This is a genomic window from Nocardia sp. NBC_01503, from assembly GCF_036327755.1.
GTDB lineage: Bacteria > Actinomycetota > Actinomycetes > Mycobacteriales > Mycobacteriaceae > Nocardia.
This window is the reverse complement of the sequence record NZ_CP109596.1, coordinates 5,957,657-5,977,429: the sequence shown is the minus strand read 5'-3', so window position 1 is coordinate 5,977,429 and position 19,773 is coordinate 5,957,657. Positions and strand designations below refer to the sequence as shown.

The window sequence follows — 19,773 nt, the reverse complement described above, 5'->3', positions numbered from 1 at the left end:
GGCCACCCTTTCCGACAGGTGGGTCAGAGTTCGAGCTCTTCCTCGATGTCCTTCAGCCGATGCCGGGCCAGGGCGAGGTTGCCACGCTTGCGGTCAAGCGCCACATAGAGAAACAGACCTCGCGCCCGGCGACCACGCGTCGGCCGAATAATATGGTACTGACTGCCCAGCGTGATCAGGACGTCTTCGATCTCTTCATCCAAACCGAGCTGCTCCATGGTGCGCAGCTTGGCCCGCACCAATTCGGTGTTCCCCGCCGATGCGACCTCGACGTCCAAATCCCGTGAACCGCCCAGTATTCCGAGCGCCATACCGCTGTTGTAGTCGACGACCGCCGCGCCCAGCGCGCCATCGAGCATCATCATGTCCTTGAGCGTGACCTCTATGTCCGCCATGGTCTTTCCTCTCTCACATCGCCATTGGTTATGGCGTGCCGAGACGCTACACACGGGCCGGGTCGAATCACGCGCGTTTGCTGAAGGATTCCGCAAGGTATGCAGTTCGCTATTTCTGCAACCAGGCAGCCAACCCTTCCGGCCCAGTACAGCCATGTCAGGGGGGCATGACGGAATCGGTGTTACGGTCCAAACATGGGTTTCGCACAGCGCTTCGACCATGTGGGCATCACCGTCGCCGATATCGACACCGTGACAGCGTTCTTCGTCAGCCTCGGCTTGGAGGCCGATCAGAAGATGGCCGTGGAAGGCGAGTTCCTCGACACGGTCATCGGAATGAAGGGGGCCGCCACCGAGATCGTCATGCTCCGGGTGCCCGGTGGCGGAACCACCCTCGAACTCTCCAGTTTCAAACGCCCCGACCATCTCCCGGGCTCACCCGCCGCCCCCGCCAACGAACTGGGCCTGCGCAACGTCGCCTTCGAGGTCCAGAACCTCCGCGCCGCGGTCGACCACGCCGCCGCGGCGGGCTACGGCCTGGTGGGCGGCATCGGCGAATACGAGGGCATGTGGCGGATGGCCTACGTCCGCGGCCCCGAGGGCATCATCGTCTCCCTGGCCGAACAGATTCAGGACTGACAACCTGTCGAGTAGCTCCCGCTAGGACGCCTGGCCGATCTGGTGCAGGAAGGTGAGGTTGTCCTCGATATGCCAGTCCTCGGTGATGACGGTGTGGTCGCCGCCGAGGTGCTGTAGGTCGATGGCATTGAATTCGACGGGCTGACCTGTCCCCTGGGTTCCGTTGTAGGTGCCGGTGAAATGACCTCGGAATACCAGCCGGGCGGTGAGGGTGTCACCGGTGAGGTAGAGATCGGACAATTCGCAGGTCAGATCGGGTACGGCGGTGCGGAAGCTCTTCGAGGCCGTCGCGGGACCGGTCGGCCCCTGCGGTCGGCCGGGCGGCAGGGTGTTGTCCCGGAATGTCGGGGCGATCGCCCGATCCAGGTATCCGGTATCCCCGGTGTTCCAGAACGTGTACAGCAGTTGCGCCACCCGCACTTGCCGCTCGGCCTGCTCCGCACCCAGCCCACCGTCGATGTGCACCGCCTGCGGTATCAACAGCCTGCCGGACCGATCGACGGGGTCGGCCGATGGTTTCGCCTGCGTCGAGCAGGCGCCGAGCACTGTTGCGGCGCATACGAAGAGCACTGCGCCGAGCATCCGCGAACTCCGCACTCGCACCGTCCCATCGGTACGTCGGCTGACTCCCGCCCGAACGTCGGCGGTAACCGTTTTCTCGTCTTGCTGTGTCGTCATAACCGCTTCAGCAGCACGGCCACCGCCGATCATCCCGTCGCGATCTGAATCTTTTCAATCGAAGCCATCGATTTACCGAATACCACGACCGGCGACGATCAGGACCGCGCGCGCTCCCGAGCCAGGGCGCGATCTCGTTGCTCCTCGAAGCGAGGGATCTGTACGTACCGCAGATCATCGACGTACTTCGCCAAACGCTCCCTCGCCTGCTCGCCCACGGGGCCGAAGTCGTTGCGACCGAAGATGTTCCAATGTCGCAGTACCGGCATGAGCACGTCCTCGAGGTGCTGGCGTAGGTCGTAGATGCCATGTTTGGCCATCAATACACCGCGACGCCGGAAGTTCGGCATTCCAGCGCCCGGCATACGGAAGTTCTCCACGATCAGGTCGATGGCCCGCATCGCCTGGTCGGGAACGAGATCCAGCGCCGCGCCACACAATGTGCGGTAGAAGATCATGTGCAGGTTCTCGTCGAGCGCGAGCCGTTGCAACATACGATCGGCGATCGGGTCGTCGCAGACCCCGGCGGTATTGCGATGGCTGATGCGGGTGGCCAACTCCTGAAAACTGACATAGGCCACCGAGTACAGGAATCCCGCGTGCGCGGCAGCGGCAGCGGTATCGACCGGCGGAGCGAACCCGCTGGTCATATGCGCCATGCGGTCGTTCTCCAGTGCGACCGGGTCCACCCCGCGAGTGACGACCAGATAGTCGCGCAAGACGACACTGTGCCGGTTCTCCTCGGCTGTCCAGCGACCGACCCAGGTACCCCAGGCACCGTCACGGGAGAAGTTCTCGGCGATCTCACGGTGGTAGGAGGGAAGGTTGTCCTCCGTGAGCAGATTGGTCACCAGCGCCGCCTTCGCCACTTCCGAGAGTCGCGATTGCTCCGGATGCCAGTCGACGCCACCGAGTCGCGCGAAGTTCCGCCCGTCGTCCCAGGGCACGTAGTCGTGTGGATGCCAGTCCTTGAACACCGCCAGATGCCGGTCCAAGGCTTGCCCTGCGACCGGTTCGAGTTCGAGGAGAATCTCGCGCTGCGTCAACTCACGGGCCATGCCGGAATCCGCCTTTCTGTTCAGGACTGGGGAGTCCCGCTCAGCCTCGCGCGCGGTCAGCGCGGGGCATAAGGGGCGAATGTCCCACACATCGATTTGATATCCCACAGCGGATGTCTCGTATTTCTCGCCGAATGTCCCGAATCGGACGGCAAGCCTTGTCGCATTCTCGAGCGGGCGGTTACCTTACTTCCGGCCGGCCAATACTTCAGCGACCAGATGGGGAAACCACATGGGAAAGAAAAGAATTGCCATTCGAACACTGGCAGCAATCGCCGGTGCCGGAATCGCGCTTTCCGGAACAGGAATCGCCTCGGCCGCAACCGCCGAGGAATCACCACATGGATTCGGTTCGTCCGATATTCCGGAACTCGTCACCGGCTCGGCGGAGACAGGCAGTTCAATCGGATCGAAGGTTATCGAGACCGGTAGCGGTGCGGTATCCGGAGGTCTGAACCTGATCTTCCAGCTCATCGGCAGCGGGAGCTCGGCACTGGAAAGCGGGAGCTCGACCGTTCCCACCCTCTTCGACCTGTTGGGCTCGGGCAGTTCCGCAGCGAAGTCGCTGTCGTCCGCTCTTCCCGCGCACGACTGATCAACGTATCCGGGAGCGCTGCCGACCGGTCCGGGCCGGTCGGCAGCGCGTCACCGATCACCAATCGACCGAGGTCTCCATGCTCCCAGCAGCCAGAATCGATCGCGACGACTACACCGACGTGGTCACCATCGTCCGTCGGCACACCACGCACACTCCAGATCGCCCCGTCTTCACAATTCTTCCCGACGGCGACGACGCGGAGCCTTCGATAACATTTGAAATGCTCGATTCACGGGCACGCAGGATAGCCGATCTCCTCCTACGCCATACCGAATCCGGAGAACGCGTCCTATTACTGTGCCGACCGGGAAAGGAATTCATCTACTCGTTCTACGGCTGTTTGTACGCGAGTGTCATCGCGGTACCGACTTATCTCCCCGAACCCGGACAACGCACGCAAGGTACGGACCGATTGGCCGGAATTCTCGAGGACTGCACACCCGCAGTCATATTGTCGACCGATGAAATTCGGTCCGAAATAAAAAATGGAATCATCGAGTTTCCACGCTGGGAACACTCGGTCTGGCTGACGCTCGAGGCGGTGGAGCACGAAACTCCATCGGAATGGATACCGGAACCGGTACCATCGGCGACCGTCGCATTGCTGCAGTACACCTCCGGTTCGACCGCTGATCCGAAGGGCGTGATCGTCACTCACGGCAATCTGATCCACAATATCCGGCTCATCAACCGGTCCCTCGGTCTGGACGAATCGCCGGTCATCGTCGGATGGCTGCCGCCGTACCACGATATGGGCCTCGTTTCCATGATCGTCGCCCCGGCAATCCTGCCCGGCCACGCCGTCTTGATGCCGACCATCGCCTTTCTTCAGCACCCGATCCGCTGGTTGCGGGCGATCTCCGAATACGGGGGCACAGCGTCGGCGGCCCCCAACTTCGCGTTCGATCTGTGTGCGACGCGAATAAGCCAGCAGGCGCGCCGGACGGTGAATCTGTCGTCCCTGGCGGTGGTGGCGAATGGCGCTGAACCCATCCGGCCCGAATCGATGCGCAGGTTCGCCGATGCGTTCGCCGCCTCGGGATTCAGACCGGAAGCGATCGTTCCGATGTACGGGCTCGCCGAAAGCACACTGATGGTCAGCGGAACTTCTTCTCAATCCCCCTGGATACTCAGGGATTTCGACACCGAATCGCTCGCACGAGGCATAGTGCGAGAAGTACCGGAGGGGTCGGCGAACTGCCGCACCCTCGTCGGTTGCGGATCAAGCCACGACCTCGATGTGGTCATAGCCGATCCGGAGCACCGAACCCGTTGCGCCCCAGGGACGGTCGGAGAGATCTGGGTCGCGGGCGCCAGTGTGGCCGCAGGTTACTGGGGGCGCACGGAGCTCAGCAACGAAACGTTCGGGGCACGACTCGCGGACTCCGGCCAGGGACCGTACCTGCGGACCGGCGATCTCGGGTTCCAGATCGATGCGGGTCTATTCGTCGTCGGCAGAATGAAGGACGTCCTCATCGTCGCGGGGCGAAACCACTACCCCCAGGACATCGAACTCACCGTCGAAGGGGCGCACTCCGCGGTCAGACCGGGCTGCGCCGTGGCCTTCGCCGGTCGGCCCGATGCCCCGGAATCCGTCGTCGTCGCAGCCGAATTACGCGGTACGAGGGAACAAACGCCCGACCTGGATCAGACGAGAACCGCGATCCGGTGCGCCGTGATGCGAGAACACCACCTCTCGATCGGCGAGATCCTGCTGCTGCCACCGGGTTCCATCCCCAAGACACCGAGCGGCAAACCACAGCGCAGCGCGTTGCGAGGCGCCTACCTCTCGGGCGTATTGACACCCCACCGCGAAGAACGGAAGCAGCGATGAAACCCATCGAGTTCGAATCATGGCTCCGAGACCGAATAGTGGAGCTCTCGAGCATCGGATCACGCGATGAGATCCGCTTCGACGAGCCACTCGCCAGCCACGGCATGTCCTCGCCCGAACTGATCATGCTCACCGGCGAGATCAGCGAGCAGCTGGGTCGGCAGATCTCACCGACGGTCGTTTTCCGATACCCGACGCTGCGACTGCTCGTGCAGTACCTGACGTCACCGGGAGACGACCGATGCCCGCCGCCCCCGGCCGATCATGAGGAATGAGGCCCGGATGAGTAGGGAAATCGACCTTCCCGGTGACTCTCGGATCGATGTCCGCGGTACGCCGCTCTCCGAGGAATGTACGCAGGCCGCGGAACGAACCGTGCGGGATCTGCTCGGATCGCACTGCGTCGCCGGACCGGTGACCGTCCGGTTCACAACGATGATGAACAACCGTCTACTTGTTCAGATCAATGTCCGCACGCGCCTGCACACCGTCCGTGTTCAACTTCTGGACCGGACCGAGGTCGCCTTCGGGCTGGCCGTCCACCGACTGGACGAGCAACTCACCCGACTGGCAGCCGGAATTCTTTGCTTCCCTTGGCATCACCAGGGCTCGCGATTGACGCGCGCGAGCGATGTCAGGCCGATCGTTCGGCGCAAACTGTGCGGTCTGCGGACCTGCACCCCCGGCGACGCCGCCGAATTTCTACGCGCGATGAATTTCGACGCTCATCTCTTCATCGACCAGGAAACCGGCCTGGACGCGGTGGTCCACCGTGACGATACCGGCGACTTCGTCGATCAATCCGGGGCTACGAGCCTCCGCCTGATCAGGCAGACAACGGTGGGCCCGGTGGGCGGTGATCCGGTCTCCTCGCTCTTGTACGCGGGCTGCGCCGAGGTGCTGGAGGAGACCGCGGCAATGCGCCGGCTGTGTGATCAGGGCCTGCCGTTCCTGTTCTTCACCGATCGATATCAGCATCGCGGGCGGTTACTCTATCGCCGTTACGACCGCGACCTGGGTTTGGTCGTTCCGGTCGAGTCCGGCGTCTCGCGTGACGAGTAGGGCCCGGTGATCGGTGACCACAGTCCCCCCGCAAGGGCGGCGACCTCACCCGCCAGCAGTACGGCTTCTCGCCGACTCCGCATGCCCAGCCGGGCCAAGAGTCGAGATACGTTGTTGCGCACCGACTTCTCGCTGAGAAACAGCTGCGCCGCGATCTCGCGATTGCTCGCACCGGTGCCGATCAGGGTCAGCAAACCACGCTGCTGAACAGTCAGCCCCGACAGCCGGTGCTCCAGCCGGGCGCGAGATCGAACAGCCTGCACGACAACGAAACTCAGTCGTTCATCCAACAGCGTATGGTCTCCCCTGATCCCGGCATTCAGTTCCGCCGGTGACACCTCGGCGGGCAGCGCCGACGCCGCGCCGGCGCGGACGGCGCGGACCATCAGCTCCACGTTCAGCTCGTCGGCCAGCAATACACAGCGCAGTCCCTCGACACGCGAGCGTAAGTAGGCGCACAGGTCGATGCCATCGCCGTCTGCCAGGCAGGCCGCGAGCAGAACCACGTCCGGGGCGGCCTCGGGAATCAGGGCCTTCGCCGCACCGATGGAACCGGCCGCCCCGGCGAAGACGAGATCGGGAGCGGTGTCGATCACGCAGCGCAGTTGCTGCCGAATCCACCCGCGATCGGTCGCGTCGAAGATACGAATCATCAGCGCCGGGTGTCCGGTACCGGCTCGAGCAGCGCGAGATTCCCGTCGTACCGACGGTAGAGCAACCGCCCGCGCGCAGTCTCCGGCTCGGTGAAGAATACGAACGGCAAACCATTGCCGCACAATCGCTTCGCGGCCACCAACTCCGGGACGATCACGGTCGGCATCAGATCGACCGCCAGGCGGGCCGCGCCCGGACCGGCCGGAAGACCGACCCGTTGCTGCCGGACCAACCGCATATCCTGAGGTCCTGCCCGGTAGACGATCGCGTCCTCGCCGGTGTCGGCATCGCGGAAGAAGAAGGCATCGAAATCCATCGAATCCATGATCTCCGCGGCGGCCATCGGAGTCAGTACCAGCATCCTGCACAACTTGCGCCGCACGATCGGACGCACCTCGGTGATCATCGCCAAAGTCCGCCCCGGCGAACAGCGCCACGGATCGGTTGCCCCGTAAGCGATTCGAGCGATCTGGTTATCCAGGCGCTCGGCGATCGCCCGGGCCCCACCGGAGCTGTTGCCGGCTGATTGAACCCGGCACTGACGGCCCTCGATACTGGCATTGATCTGGAAGACGGTCATACCGATCTCCCGCCGATGCCTCGTCACCCGCAGGTGGCCGATGGTATCGACCAGTCGGCTCCGCAGCACACGACTGACCGCCAGCACCGCGCACGCCAGGTCGGCGGCTGGTACGGGCCCGTTCGTGTTCACGGTAAGACCGCGATCGATATCCGCCGCCGGCAGTTCTTCCCATCGCATGCGATACCCGCCTCATTGATTCGCCCTGCCGCGGCGGCGCATAGCGCTGACACGGCCAGGCTGATCGGTCTCCGATTCTTCGACCGCGCTAGGCCGAACCGACTCGCTCGGCGATGACGACGATGTTGTCCGCACTCGCTCGGCGATCGGCGTCGAACAATCCACCGCAGGTGATCAAGGCGATGCCCGCGGTGTCCGCGTGATCGGACAGCACCCGGGACAGGTTGCCCGGGTCACGTTTGTCGATACCTGAAACAACCTCACGCACAACGAAACTCGCGGCGGCATCGACTCCGGTCACATCGATCCGCTCTCCGGGCCCCAGGGTGCCGATATCGTTGAAAACCCCGTATCCGCCACCGATCTGGGTATGTCCGAGGATGACCGCCAGTCCCCCGGAACCGGGTGCCGGGCCCTCCGACCACCACGTGGTGGAGCGCATATCGTCGGGAACACCGAAACTGTCCACCGCTCGGCCGAGGAAGGGGTCATAGGCGACCGTGGTACCGGCGGGCGTGACCGCGGCATCGATACTCAAGCGCGGCAACCTGATTCGGTCCGGGCGGAAGCCCTCCCCCGCTGGAAGCGGCGGCGCCACGATAACCGGCGCGGTCTCGTGGACCGTTTCGGCAGAGCTCTCATCGGGAGGCCCGCCATGAGGTATCACCGTCGGTAACGCGACGGCGAGCAGTACCCACAGCAGCAGCCAGAGCAGTGCCGACCAGACGGCCCGCGGTCTCATCCCACCGATTCGATCCGCTCGCACCATCATCGTCCTTTCCCGCGCATCGCCGATCGCGAGCGGATGCCGGGGCGAAGTGATGAGTCCGCCACCGGCATCCGCCGCTTTCATCTACTGATCGACGCGTTCACGCCGCGTCGCCGCCGCGGCGACCAAGGCCGCCAGCAGCATTCCCAGTGCGGCCATACTCATTCCGGTCAGCGGCGCCGACGAGGACTCGGCCGAGCCGGCATCCTCTCCGGTACCACCGGTGCCGGCCTGTAGCGGATAGTGCTGCTCGGACCCCTGCGAAGTACCGGGGGTCTCGACCACCACCGGCGCCTCCGGGACAGCCGGTTCGGCACCACCGCAACCGCTTTCGGCCGGAGCGGACGCACCGGGCGCCGGGCTCTCCTGGCAACCGCAGCCCTGCGGAACACATACGTGTCCGTCCAGGATCCGGTCCAGCGCGGACAAGGCCCTGTCCCAATCCACCTCCGGGACGTCACCGTCCCGGCGCGGCAGGATCGCACCGACGCCCGCGCCCACGGCGAGACCGAGCCACGCACCGGCACCGCCGGCGAACGACCCGGCCGCGACCGCACCGAAACCGGCATGCGCCACCGCGGTAGCCAGCACCGCGAACAACGCCGCCAGTACCGCGCCGGGCACGATCCCGGCAGTGGCACCGAGCACCCAGCCGAATCCCATTCCGACAGCGGCGCCGGGCGCCGCGCCGAACAGGTTGACCGGATTCGACAAGCCGACCACCGCACCGAGCAGTGCGCCCAGCAAGGCCCCGAGCCCGCCGACCACCGGACTGACCAGCAGTCCCGTCAGTCCACCGAGCACCGCGCCCACCACAATGGCCGCCGGGAAGGCGAACACCGCGGTCACCGCGGTCACCACGCCCTGCACCATCAGCGCGACAGCTCCGCCGACCGCGACCACGAGCGCTGCCGTGGCAGCCAGCGCGAGTGCGGTGAGCACACCCGCCAGCACCAGGATCGGCAGACCCGCCAGCGCTTGGAAGGCCAGATAGGCCGCAATGGCCAGTGGCACACCGACAATCACCGTGAAGCCGATCGACAGCACCACTGCCAGCGCGGCCGCACCGGCGAGCACGGCGAGAGCACCGAGCAGCGCCACCGCGAACACCGGCAGTGCGAGCGGCCCCAGGAACAAGGCCGCCACCGCACCGACGACCAACGCGCCGATCACCAGGATCACCGCGGGAATCGCCGCCAGCACCAGCACCGCACCGATGACAAGCACCGGAACGATCAGCGGCGCGATGAAGGCCGCCACCGCCGGCACGAGTCCGGTCAACAGCACCACCGCGGCAGCCACCGCGAACGGCAGCACCGACAGCACGCCGAGCACCACCGCGGTCACCGCGCTCGCACCGAATCCTGTTGCCAGACCGGCAACTCCACCGACCAGCAGCGTAATGATGCTTGCCGATGCGGCGCCGAGACCGGCACCGGAGAGCGCTCCGGTGCCCACCGCCGACACAGTCCCGGACAGATAGCCCGTGACCGCCCCGAGCACGGCGGACAACACCGTGTCGGTGATCGTCGCGACGACGATCCCCGCCAACGCGCCGGGCAACGCGGCCAGCGCGGCACCGACGATCCCGCCGATCTGCGCACCGAGCACCGCTCCGAAGAGCCCGCCCGGGATGCCGGCCACCAGGTTCAGCGGGCTGAGCAGCCCACCGGTCGCACCCAGCACCGCCGCGACCGCACCGGCCAGACCGGTGGCCACCAGCGCACCGACGATCGCGCCGAAACCGATGTTCTCGGCATCGACATGACCGCGGCGCCAGGCATCGAGCTCCGCGACAACCTCATCGAGGTCGCATGTGAAGCGCGCGGTGAAGCCGTCCAGGAACCGTTTCAGACTGCTGTGTTGCCATGCCACACAGGCGGATTGCCACAACCGACTCCGCTGCGCGAGGTCGGCCGCACCCATCCCCGCCTGCCAGGCGGTGACATGGTTCGCCACGAGCAACGCGCCCACCGCGACAGCGGCCAGCGCGGCCCACGGCAGCGCCGCGAGGACCAGCACCGAACCACCGAGCAGCACGCCCGGAGGCGCGGCCAGCAGGAATCCCAGCAGACCCGTGATCAGTGCCGAAACCAAGGCCACCAGCAACGAACCCAGCAGCGCGCCGAGTACCGCACCGATAACGACACCGGCGATACCACCGGCGATCATCCCGATCAGCACACCGAGCACGGCACCGGCCAACGCTCCCAGCAGATTCAGCGGATTCAACGCACCCAGCAGCGCACCCAACAGGGCGCCCAGCGGAGTCGTGATCACCGCGACCACCAGACCCGCCAACAGGCCCAGCAGCGCTCCGGCGAGCATCCCGGGCAGCGCCGCAACTGCCAGCGCCAACGGCGCCAGCAGCAGACCCAGACCCAGCACGGTCATCGCCAGGGCTCCGCCTATCGCGCCCATCAGTGCGAACGCGGCGCCGGCGAGGATCGCGACGGGCAGCATCAGCACCATCGACAGCAGATACACCACCGCCCCCAGCGCCAACCCGGCCGCGAACATCGCCAGTGGCAGCACCAGCAGGAAGAACAGTGCCAGCGCGGGCGTGATGATCGCGACGGCTGTCATACCGGCCAGAATCAGGCCGACGACAGGCCACCAAATCGGCAGTGACACAACAGCGATGGCGAGGATGGCCACGCCTCCGCCGATCACCATGGCCGCCATTACGACGACTCCGGCGATGACGAAGGGCAATCCGATGATGCCGATGATCCCGATCGGTGTCGCCAGCACGAAGCCGACCACGATCCAGAAGATCGACCAGACCACGTAGCCGATCGCGATGACGATCACGATCGGAATCCAGATCGGCGCCAACAGGATCGTCAGCACCAACGCCACCGCTCCGATCGCCAGCAGCGCACCGCCGACCAGCACGGTGATCAGTGCGGCGACAGCGCCGATGATCAACGCGGGCAGCATCAACGGCAACGCGACCAGCAATGCCGGAATGAGCGGAATCAGCACCAGCGGCAATGCCAGCAGCAGGACCGGCAACCATATCGGTGCGGTCAAGGCAGCCAACGCGATTCCGAGTGCGCCGAGTAGCAGCACACCGCCGCCGAGCACGGCGCTGACGGCTCCGCCGAGCAGCGCGCCCAGCAACGGAAGCAGCAGGTTCGGGCCCAGGAATCCGGCCCCCGCACCGAGCAGAGCGCCCAGCAGGGCATCCGCCACGGCCGTGAGCAACCAGCCGATCAGAGCGCCACCGGGCAGACCCGTGAGCGCTCCGATCACCAGACCCGGAATCGCGCCCAGCAATCCGCCCAGCACCGCACCCGGAACACCGCCGAGTATCGGAGCCAGTGGATTCAGCAGACCCAGCAGGCCACCCGCGAACGCACCCGAGATTCCGGTGGTGATTCCACCCAGCACGCCGCCGAGGGCTCCGGCTCCCAGCGAAACCGCCGCAGCGCCACCGACGGCGGCCAGCAGGTCACCCGCCAGGGGCAGCACACGCGAATCGAACAACACATCCACGCACGCGGCCAACTCCGCTCCGCCGACCGCCGTCGCCGCGGCGGCCAGTGCCGCACGCGGATCGACCAGCACGGCTCCCGGCGCCGCCAACGCGGTCACCGCGGCTCGCACCGACTCGCCCGGATCGGCGAGAAAGTGCCGCACCGCGGGATCGATGACGGTGTGGGCGAAGCTCTCCGGATCGGCGATGAACGCACCGAACGCGCGATCGGCCTCGATCCCGAGATCCAGGGCGGCGGCGCCGACCTGGTTCTCGCATCCTGCTGCCGTGCAACCACTTTCGTCGATAGACGGCAGAATCAGATCGGTGGGCGGATGATCGGGTGCGCGCGGCTCCACCTGATGCCGGAGTCCGGAGACCGCATCGGAGACCGTGTCCACCAAGGGTTGCGCGGCGGTCCGCAGATCCGCCAGCGCACCTTCGACGGGCGAATCCTCCAGTACGGTGGCGGGAATCGGATCCGCGGTCACGGGGGCCGGTGCGTCGTGACGTTGCTGATCCACGAACACCGCGGCGAGCGCGTCACCGAGCTGGCCCAGCGGCTGCCCCGCCGGGTCGGGAACCGCGGGTGCGCCGCCGTCGATGTCAGTCACCGCGGGACTCGATTCCGGCAAGACGATCGCCGGAACGGACCGGGCGAAATCGTTCACCTGATCACTCAGGCCCGCGAACGGATTGTCCGGACCTTGCGCCTGCGCCGATGACCCGCTCAACAGCAGAAACCCGATCGCCGGAATTCCCACGGCCAGTAACCGAAGACACCAGGACGCTACCCCCCACCCCCTTTCGACCGTATCGAGGCGTGTGTTTTCCACCATCTGTACCTTTCTTTTCTCGAGATTCATCCGATTCGCCGGGCTCGGGGTATCGCCTCCACAACCGGCGAAATGCGGTCGAGGGCGGATCCCTGCCGCCGCGCAGTCTTTGGTACATGGTCGAAATCTCTTCTTGCCGAAGGCGTTTCAGTGCCATCCAATGGTGACGCCGAGTGCCACGAGGACCTGTGCGATAGGCCGGGTCATGAGGATCGCGACCAGCAGGCCGATGATTCCCCAGACGGCGGTTCGCCGCAGTCGATCGTTTCGGCGCGAACGAGAATGGGCGTACATGGGAATTTCCCTTCGTGAATATCCGGAAGATCGCGGGCGGTGTCAGTCCTTCGAGAAGGCGCACACACCCGAAGAGCGAAGTGCCGCATCGGTTTCCGAGTTCGGGATCGGCAGTCGAGACATCACGTCGTCGATGGCGGCACCGAGCGCGGAGAGCCGCGTCCCGGCCGCATCGTTCGCGCCGCTGAGCGCCCCCGATGCCGCGGCCGCATCGGCGTATCGGTGCGCGTCCAAACCGTCACCGATACCACGCAGCACACCGCTCGTGTCCCGGAAAGCACCCGCGGCCTGAACACGCAGCGACCGCCAGGTCTCGCCGTCGACTCCGGGGGTGAGCACCCGGTCGGTAGCGGGAAGTGCGACCGAATCGATCCGGTCCGCGGCCAGCGCCGCCGCGTCGGCGAGCCCTCGCAGGTCCGACTTCGATTCCGCGACAGCGCGTTCCACGGTCCGGGGTTCATCCGACCGCTCGGTCACCGCGGTCCGAACCGATTCCGTCGCGGTACAGACGGCGTCCGCGAACGTGATCACGTCGGCGTGCACATCATGCTTGTGTGCTGCGAGATATTCGCGGTCCCCGGCCGCGACTGCCACCGATCGAACCTGCTCGTCCTGCTGGCGGCTCGCGGTGGAGCCGGGATCCAACAGACCGCCGTCGATATCACAGCGGGCCGCTCCGACCGCGGCGACCGAAAGGACACCGCCGATCAGCACTGCCCTGAAGAATTGTTTTTGCCAGGATTTCGGCGTCTTTTCGTGAGACCGGCCGCGAGCACCGGGTCGAACTTGTCGCATGACTCCTCATTCGAACGAAGAAACTCTCCATTCCAGAAGACCACCGCGGCGGTATCACCCCTAGGGGCTAATGTCCCGGATAATTTCTCCGGTGATGCGAGTCACCCCATTCAATATGAATGAGAGGTGAACAGATAATTACGACCAGATTCTTATGGGGATGAATTCCAGGGCCCTTCCCTGGTCATCCAGAACACGGCCCATCCGCTTGACAGTCCGCAGACTGACCTGGCGATCGATGATTCGCAATTCAGGAAACGCGCGGGACAGACGCGCTTCCAGATCGATAGCATCATGCGCCATGCGCAACCAGGCGATAATGATCAGATTGGTATCGCCGCCGAAGGTCGCGGTGCACAATCGGATTTCACCCCAATCGGCGACGGTCAGGCCGAGACTCCGCAGTTGTTCGGCGGGCAACTCGGCCCGGTAGGTGACTGCGATCGGCCAACCCGCTATCTGCCGCGACATATCGCAACGCAGGATCAACCTGCCCGAGGCAAGCAATTCTCCGAGTCGGCGGCGCACCGTCGTCTGACTCGAGCCGACGGCGGTCGCGAGCTCGGCGAGGGGAAGGCGCGCATCCTCACCGAGGGCCGCCACCAGTAGACGGTCGGTCTCGCGCCGGACCGAACGGACCAACCGAGCATGCTCGTCATCATCGGTCAATCTGGCGCGCTCATCGCGGTCGAGGGCCTCGGGACGCCAATCCGCGCCCTCCACGTACATATCGAGCCCGACCACCGCTCGAATCGCCGCAACACCCGGCAGCGCACCCAACCAGCGAACGACGAAATCATCGAAGGCCGCGAGATCGGCAACAGCGACCGTGAGATCGAACTGGAAGCTGCCACCGGTGCTCTCGACGCTGTAGATACTCGGACACCGGCATACCAGCTCCGCCACTCGCCCCAGCGAGTCCGGCCCGCAACGCAATTGAACCCACCCGACCACCGCGTATTCGGGCGCGTACGCGGTGGTCCAGGCCAGGCCCGCCGCCGTCAGCCGCTGCCAGTGCCGGGCCGCGGTGGCCGCGTCCACACCCAGGGCGGGACCGATCCGAGACCATGGCGCCCGTGGGTTGATCTGCAGGGCGTTGACGAGATTCAGATCCCATTCGCTGAAACGTGTATCGGCATGCGGCGGTGGCCGGGTCGAGTCGGGCGTTCTCGGGCCATTCGGTGATTCCACCACGAAGGCCATTCTCCGGGCCGCGAAGCGACCTCGGTGTATGGCGCGCGGAGGTCAATCCCGTTCGCCCCGGAGTCGCTCGCGCATCCCGACGGCGAGCACAGCGGCCTGCGTCCGAGTCCGCACACCGAGCTTGGCGAAGAGGCCGGTCAGATGATTGCGCACCGTCTTCTCCGCGACGTACGAGCGCTCGGCGATTTCCTTGTTGGTGAGCCCCTCCGCGAGCATGGCGAGCAGCCTCCGATCCCGCTCGCTCAAAACATCCAGATCCGCGTTCCGGTTCCGCCGCCGATCCAGGGCGGCTGCCACACGCGCGTCGAACAGCGATCCTCCGGCCCCCACCTCGCGGATCGCCCGCACCAGTTGCCCGCCGTCGACGTCCTTGACGATGAATCCGCTCGCTCCGGCGTCGATGGCGTCGGACAATGCGGCTTCGTCGCCGGTCGCGGTGAAGATCACGCAACGCAAGCCGTCCATCCGTGCCAGCAACTCACTACACAGATCGATACCGCTGCCGTCCGGGAGGTGGACATCGATCACCACCACATCGGGGCGTTGTACGGGTATGCGAGCCATGGCCTGCAGGACCGTCGCAGCCTCGCCGGTCACGTGCATCCCGGACTGGTCGCCGAGCAGAGTGGCAACGCCTCGCCGCACGATCTCGTGGTCGTCCACCACGAAGACACGCAGTTCCGCCGGCACGTCAGGCCGTTCCGGCCGTTCGCCACGCCGATTGATCGAAGCGTGGGCGGAGCAGGAACGGCACCGTCGAGGCAACGGTGAGGACTCCGGACGTCGTGCGACGCGGCGATCGTGACCGACCGAGTGCCGGATCGTCTCTCTCACGCTGCTGTCCTTTCAATCCGTCTGCGTCCCGACGCGGAACCGAACCGATGACACGGCCGGGAAATCGGCGATCCGGCTCGAATACCGCTCTTCGAGAATCACCCCGATGCCGGATACTTCGCCCGAATTGCCAGAAAACACCGATTACCATCTCGATCTGCCTGGATTCGCCAGCCCACCTCACCGCTCGTACTCGCCCTCTCCGGAATCGGCGATCCGACGCAGTTCCTGCAGCGAACCCTGCTTCGGTGGCCCCTCGGCCCCCAGATCCACTCCGGCGAAGATCCCGCACACCACCGCCTGCTCGAGCGCGAAGGTCGCACAAGCACGTCGCACCCGGCACCGCTCACAGATCGCACGCGCCCGGGCCACCTCACGGGCCCGGGATTGACGGCATGGAAAGAACACCTCGGGGTGAATCACCCGGCATGCCGCGTCCTGCGCCCACTGATAGTTCATTTCGCATCACCTTGAAATGTCGGCGCGGGTGGATCACCTCGCGCGGGCCACCAACATCGGGCAACGCACCGAGTCCAGCAATGCCGCGACGGTGGATCCGGACAGTGCGCGCGGGTCGCCGCCGTGCCCGATCACCACCAGCTGAGCCAGCTCCGACTGCTCCCGCAATGAACGGATCGGCTTGTCACACAACAGCTCTCGACGCACTCGCACATCCGGATAGCGTTCCGCCCAGCCCGCCAGGCTCTGCCCCAGCGCAGCCGCCTCGCGGTGGTACCGCGGGTTCCAGATGCCCGGCAGCGCCAGTCCGGTGTCATCGCACCACGCGTGCAGTGCGACCAGTTCCACCCCGCGGCGTGATGCGGCGTCGAACCCGGCGGCGATCGCGGGGACGCTGCGCTCGGTACCGTCGATCCAGACCAGCACCGGGCCGTCGATCGGAGCTCGATCCGATTCCGAGGGCACGACAGCCACCGAGCATCTGGCATATCGAGCCACCATGGTGCCGACCGAACCGTGCGCGACACAGCTCACGTCCTCCATCGAGCCGCCGACGACCAGGATTCGCGCGGTACGCGAAGCCGCGACCAGGACCGGAAGAATCGGCCGGGCCGCACGTTCGGTGCTGACGATCAGGTCGTGACCGGCCGCGACGGTTCGGGCCACGCGGGCCGCGGCCTCGAGCACCGGTCCGGCACCGGCCCATGACGGATCACCTTGACTGCCGGAGAAGAGGCAGGGGGAGATGATATGCAGTGGGGAACGACGCAGAACCGCCTCGGCGGCAGCCCACACCGTCGCTCGAAACGAACTCTCGGAACCGTCGACCGCCGCCACCACCGGCGAGGAATCAGAGCACATACCATTCCGTCCGTTTTCTCGATCGGGCCGGCGGTGGTCGGAGTACCACCGGCGGGTAACTCCACAGCACCACAGCTACTTTGCGGCAAATAGTGCCGAATGTCCCTGTGCCACATGCGCATCCCCGCATGCCAGGACGCGGATCGAGCCCACGGTCGCGATCTCACGCTACGAAGTCAGCCCGCCACACTCCCCCTGCACCAATCCCAATTCACCAGCGTATCGGCGGTAGAGCAGCCGCCCCCGCCGCTCGATCACATCGGTGTAGAACAAGAACGGCAATCCGTATCCGCACAGCCGCTCGATCGCGGCCCGCTCCGACAAATACAGGGCGGGAATGGGATTGACCGTGAATGACCCCGACAAGGACGGTGGCTCCATCCTCGACTGCCGAGCAAGTCTGGCACCTCGCGGCCCTGCCCAATAGACGACCGCGTCCTGCCCGGTCTCCGCGTCGATGAACAGATGCGCGTCGAAATCGAACGCATCCATCACCGCCATCGCGGCCTGCGGCGTAGCGACCATGAGCCGACAGCGCTTACGCCGGACGATCGACCCCGGCCCCGATACGAGCCCCATCGTGGGGCGGAGCGGATCCGGCCAAGGACGAACCGGCATTCCCGTCAACTGGCGTCGAATATGGCAGTCGAGACGATCGGCAACCGCCGCAACACCGTCCTCACCACCGATCGGCAGCTGAATCCGCAGAACGACGAGGGGGGATCGATAGTTCACCTGAGCCACGATCCGATCGACGGCGCCCAGCGCTCGCTGCAGGCGCAGATGTACGGATCCGCCGAACCCATACCTGCGCAGCACACACATCAACGCCTCGACCGCCTGCTGCGCGCAATACGGCGAGATGACCTCGGTACGGTGCACAGACATGGCGAGATCGCCTGCGGTCGAATAGAACTCGTGGATCCTCATAACCAGCCGCCCAGTTTGATCACCATTACCGACGGGTGAATCCCACCATCGAGCCGACGGCCGAAACAGAGGCGAATGTCCCGGTTCTTCATGTTGATGGTTACACAAGGGATTCGAAATAATCCGGCCGCGTGAACTCGTTGACCATCGACGTATCAGTTACCGCGCGAAAAACTTACGCGCTCAATTTGCAGGGCAATCGAACACTGCGAATTCACGACAACAGAGTCGAATACCGACAAGAAAGAACGAGAGAACAATGCGCTCACGGATCACGAAAATCACAACCTCGGCGACAGCAGTACTGGCAATGATGGTCACGGGTTCGGCAATCGCCTCGGCGGGGGATGTCGATCAGGTCGAGCCAGGAACCGCATCCTCGGTCGAAGTGGTCGACGCACCGCCATCCCCCGGCAAACCACGCGACCTGCCGGATTTCACGCCCGCCGACCCGGAGTCCCGGCAAGCGCCCACACCGGCGCCCGAGTACCTTCCGCTGATTGATCAGCGCCGCCGTGACCTGGTCGGCGCAGCAGCGGTTCAAGGTGCCGCCGACGGCGCGGCCCAAGGTGCCGCCCAGGGAGCCCTGGTGGGCGCCGGGGTCGGAGTAGGCATCGGCGCGGCCACGGCAGCGATCACAGCGACAACCGGCGCCGGACTCGGTGCGGCAGTGGGCACGGCCGCCGGACTCGCCGTCGGCCCGCCGATCGGTGCGACCGCCGGAGCCACTGTCGGGTGCATTGCCGGAGCTCCGGTGCCGATTGTCGGTTGTATGGTCGGCACCGTCGTAGGCGGCGCGATCGGCGGTGCGGCCGGAGCTGTAGTCGGGCCGGTCGCCGGAGCCGGGGCGGGCGCCCTGGCCGGAGCGGGTGTCGGCGCGGGCGTGGCGGTGCTGGGCGCACTTCCGGTCACCGCGGCCACCACAGCCATCGGCAGTGGAATCGGCGCTGGAGCAGGGGCGGCCGCCGGCGCCGCGACCGCCGCGGCGCAAGCCAACATCGAGCTGGCACAGCAAAACCTGGACGATCTCGCCGCCTTCGCTTACCCCCCGGTTCTCGGATATTGACCCGTTTGCTGCGCGTCTGCGCGGGTAGCTCACAAGCACACGACCATGTCCGGGCAGCGGTTCACCGCACGCTCGGCGCGTGACCCGGTTGGCTCTATCTGGAAGGTAACTCCCATGCCGGACCGCAGCACCCACCACACCGGCAAGCGGGCGCGGCCGACGACAATGCCGTCCGAGGTCACCGGCAAGCTGTCGTTCTTCGACCGGTTCGCCACCGCGACAGCCACTTTCGCCTCACACGCGGGCTTCTTCGCATTCTGCGTCCTACTGGTGGTGCTCTGGGTGCCGAGCTTCCTGATTCTGCCCAGCATCGACACCTGGCAGCTGGTCATCAATACCGCCACCACGATAATCACCTTCCTGATGGTGGCGCTGTTGCAGAACACCCAGGCACGCACAGATCGCGCGACCCAGCAGAAGCTCAACGCCATCGCGGACGGGCTCGCCGAGATGATGGGCGAACTCAGCGACAATTACCCGGAGCTGCAACGGCACCGCACCGAGCTACGTGACGCTGTCGGTTTGGAGAACCGCGAGGGATCCGACTGACGCGAACCAGCCGAACGG

At 65.6% G+C, this 19,773-nt stretch carries 21 protein-coding genes; 6 read left to right on the top strand and 15 right to left on the bottom strand.

Going from position 1 to position 19,773, the window contains the following annotated elements; all coding sequences use genetic code 11:
- Positions 1-23 precede the first annotated feature (23 nt).
- Positions 24-395, bottom strand: a complete 372-nt coding sequence (locus OHB26_RS27240; RefSeq protein ID WP_330180096.1) for a hypothetical protein — start codon at positions 393-395, stop codon at positions 24-26.
- A 195-nt stretch (positions 396-590) separates the two neighbouring features.
- On the opposite strand from OHB26_RS27240, the gene OHB26_RS27235 reads away from it, so the two are divergent.
- The gene (locus OHB26_RS27235) at positions 591-1,034 is read left to right on the top strand and encodes a VOC family protein (protein WP_330180095.1); all 444 of its coding nucleotides are present in this window, start codon (positions 591-593) and stop codon (positions 1,032-1,034) included.
- Between the two features lie 21 nt (positions 1,035-1,055).
- Here OHB26_RS27235 and OHB26_RS27230 read toward each other — a convergent pair whose 3' ends face one another.
- The 3 genes from OHB26_RS27230 to OHB26_RS27220 all read right to left on the bottom strand — a co-directional run bounded on the left by OHB26_RS27230 (position 1,056) and on the right by OHB26_RS27220 (position 3,292).
- On the bottom strand, positions 1,056-1,616 hold the full coding sequence (locus OHB26_RS27230; RefSeq protein ID WP_330180094.1) for an ester cyclase: 561 nt from the start codon (positions 1,614-1,616) through the stop codon (positions 1,056-1,058).
- 194 nt (positions 1,617-1,810) lie between these two features.
- Positions 1,811-2,770 (bottom strand): acyl-ACP desaturase, encoded by a 960-nt coding sequence (locus OHB26_RS27225; protein WP_330180093.1) that lies wholly within the window; start codon positions 2,768-2,770, stop codon positions 1,811-1,813.
- A 186-nt stretch (positions 2,771-2,956) separates the two neighbouring features.
- Positions 2,957-3,292 (bottom strand): hypothetical protein, encoded by a 336-nt coding sequence (locus OHB26_RS27220; protein ID WP_330180092.1) that lies wholly within the window; start codon positions 3,290-3,292, stop codon positions 2,957-2,959.
- A gap of 194 nt (positions 3,293-3,486) precedes the next feature.
- On the opposite strand from OHB26_RS27220, the gene OHB26_RS27215 reads away from it, so the two are divergent.
- From OHB26_RS27215 to OHB26_RS27205, 3 genes are read left to right on the top strand one after another with little or no spacing between them, the layout of a single operon-like run.
- Positions 3,487-5,202, top strand: a complete 1,716-nt coding sequence (locus OHB26_RS27215; RefSeq protein WP_330180091.1) for a fatty acyl-AMP ligase — start codon at positions 3,487-3,489, stop codon at positions 5,200-5,202.
- Positions 5,199-5,477, top strand: a complete 279-nt coding sequence (locus tag OHB26_RS27210; RefSeq protein ID WP_330180090.1) for an acyl carrier protein — start codon at positions 5,199-5,201, stop codon at positions 5,475-5,477. The genes OHB26_RS27215 and OHB26_RS27210 overlap by 4 nt, the downstream gene beginning before the upstream one ends.
- A 7-nt stretch (positions 5,478-5,484) precedes the next feature.
- A complete protein-coding gene (locus OHB26_RS27205) occupies positions 5,485-6,264 on the top strand; it encodes a sigma 54 modulation/S30EA ribosomal C-terminal domain-containing protein (RefSeq protein ID WP_330180089.1) in 780 nt (259 codons plus the stop codon).
- Here OHB26_RS27205 and OHB26_RS27200 read toward each other — a convergent pair.
- The 11 genes from OHB26_RS27200 to OHB26_RS27150 all read right to left on the bottom strand — a co-directional run bounded on the left by OHB26_RS27200 (position 6,204) and on the right by OHB26_RS27150 (position 18,098).
- The gene (locus tag OHB26_RS27200; RefSeq protein ID WP_330180088.1) at positions 6,204-6,917 is read right to left on the bottom strand and encodes a response regulator transcription factor; all 714 of its coding nucleotides are present in this window, start codon (positions 6,915-6,917) and stop codon (positions 6,204-6,206) included. The two genes, OHB26_RS27205 and OHB26_RS27200, sit on opposite strands and share 61 nt — an antisense overlap.
- Entirely contained in the window at positions 6,917-7,678 is a 762-nt protein-coding gene (locus tag OHB26_RS27195; protein ID WP_330180087.1) for a sigma 54 modulation/S30EA ribosomal C-terminal domain-containing protein, read from the bottom strand. Before OHB26_RS27195 ends, OHB26_RS27200 begins: the two co-directional genes overlap by 1 nt.
- An 88-nt stretch (positions 7,679-7,766) precedes the next feature.
- A complete protein-coding gene (locus OHB26_RS27190; protein ID WP_330180086.1) occupies positions 7,767-8,420 on the bottom strand; it encodes a class F sortase in 654 nt (217 codons plus the stop codon).
- 111 nt (positions 8,421-8,531) lie between these two features.
- Positions 8,532-12,692, bottom strand: coding sequence for a hypothetical protein (locus tag OHB26_RS27185; protein ID WP_330180085.1), 4,161 nt, complete (start codon positions 12,690-12,692; stop codon positions 8,532-8,534).
- A gap of 219 nt (positions 12,693-12,911) precedes the next feature.
- Positions 12,912-13,058, bottom strand: a complete 147-nt coding sequence (locus OHB26_RS27180) for a hypothetical protein (protein WP_330180084.1) — start codon at positions 13,056-13,058, stop codon at positions 12,912-12,914.
- A gap of 42 nt (positions 13,059-13,100) precedes the next feature.
- On the bottom strand, positions 13,101-13,772 hold the full coding sequence (locus OHB26_RS27175) for a hypothetical protein (RefSeq protein ID WP_330180083.1): 672 nt from the start codon (positions 13,770-13,772) through the stop codon (positions 13,101-13,103).
- A gap of 219 nt (positions 13,773-13,991) precedes the next feature.
- Positions 13,992-15,047: an Lrp/AsnC family transcriptional regulator gene (locus OHB26_RS27170; protein ID WP_330180082.1), complete on the bottom strand. Its 1,056-nt coding sequence runs from the start codon at positions 15,045-15,047 to the stop codon at positions 13,992-13,994.
- Positions 15,048-15,098: 51 nt separating this feature from the next.
- Positions 15,099-15,746 carry a response regulator transcription factor gene (locus tag OHB26_RS27165; RefSeq protein WP_330180081.1) on the bottom strand — a complete coding sequence of 216 codons (648 nt, stop codon included), beginning with the start codon at positions 15,744-15,746 and terminating at the stop codon, positions 15,099-15,101.
- Between the two features lie 324 nt (positions 15,747-16,070).
- Complete coding sequence (locus tag OHB26_RS27160; protein ID WP_330180080.1) at positions 16,071-16,349, bottom strand: WhiB family transcriptional regulator; 279 nt, start codon at positions 16,347-16,349, stop codon at positions 16,071-16,073.
- A 33-nt stretch (positions 16,350-16,382) separates the two neighbouring features.
- Positions 16,383-17,210, bottom strand: a complete 828-nt coding sequence (locus OHB26_RS27155; RefSeq protein ID WP_330180079.1) for a universal stress protein — start codon at positions 17,208-17,210, stop codon at positions 16,383-16,385.
- Between the two features lie 168 nt (positions 17,211-17,378).
- Complete coding sequence (locus OHB26_RS27150) at positions 17,379-18,098, bottom strand: sigma 54 modulation/S30EA ribosomal C-terminal domain-containing protein (protein ID WP_330180078.1); 720 nt, start codon at positions 18,096-18,098, stop codon at positions 17,379-17,381.
- A 352-nt stretch (positions 18,099-18,450) separates the two neighbouring features.
- Between OHB26_RS27150 and OHB26_RS27145 the strand changes: the two genes are divergently transcribed.
- The gene (locus OHB26_RS27145) at positions 18,451-19,206 is read left to right on the top strand and encodes a hypothetical protein (protein WP_330180077.1); all 756 of its coding nucleotides are present in this window, start codon (positions 18,451-18,453) and stop codon (positions 19,204-19,206) included.
- 114 nt (positions 19,207-19,320) lie between these two features.
- Positions 19,321-19,755 carry a low affinity iron permease family protein gene (locus OHB26_RS27140; protein WP_330180076.1) on the top strand — a complete coding sequence of 145 codons (435 nt, stop codon included), beginning with the start codon at positions 19,321-19,323 and terminating at the stop codon, positions 19,753-19,755.
- The last annotated feature ends 18 nt before the right edge of the window (positions 19,756-19,773 follow it).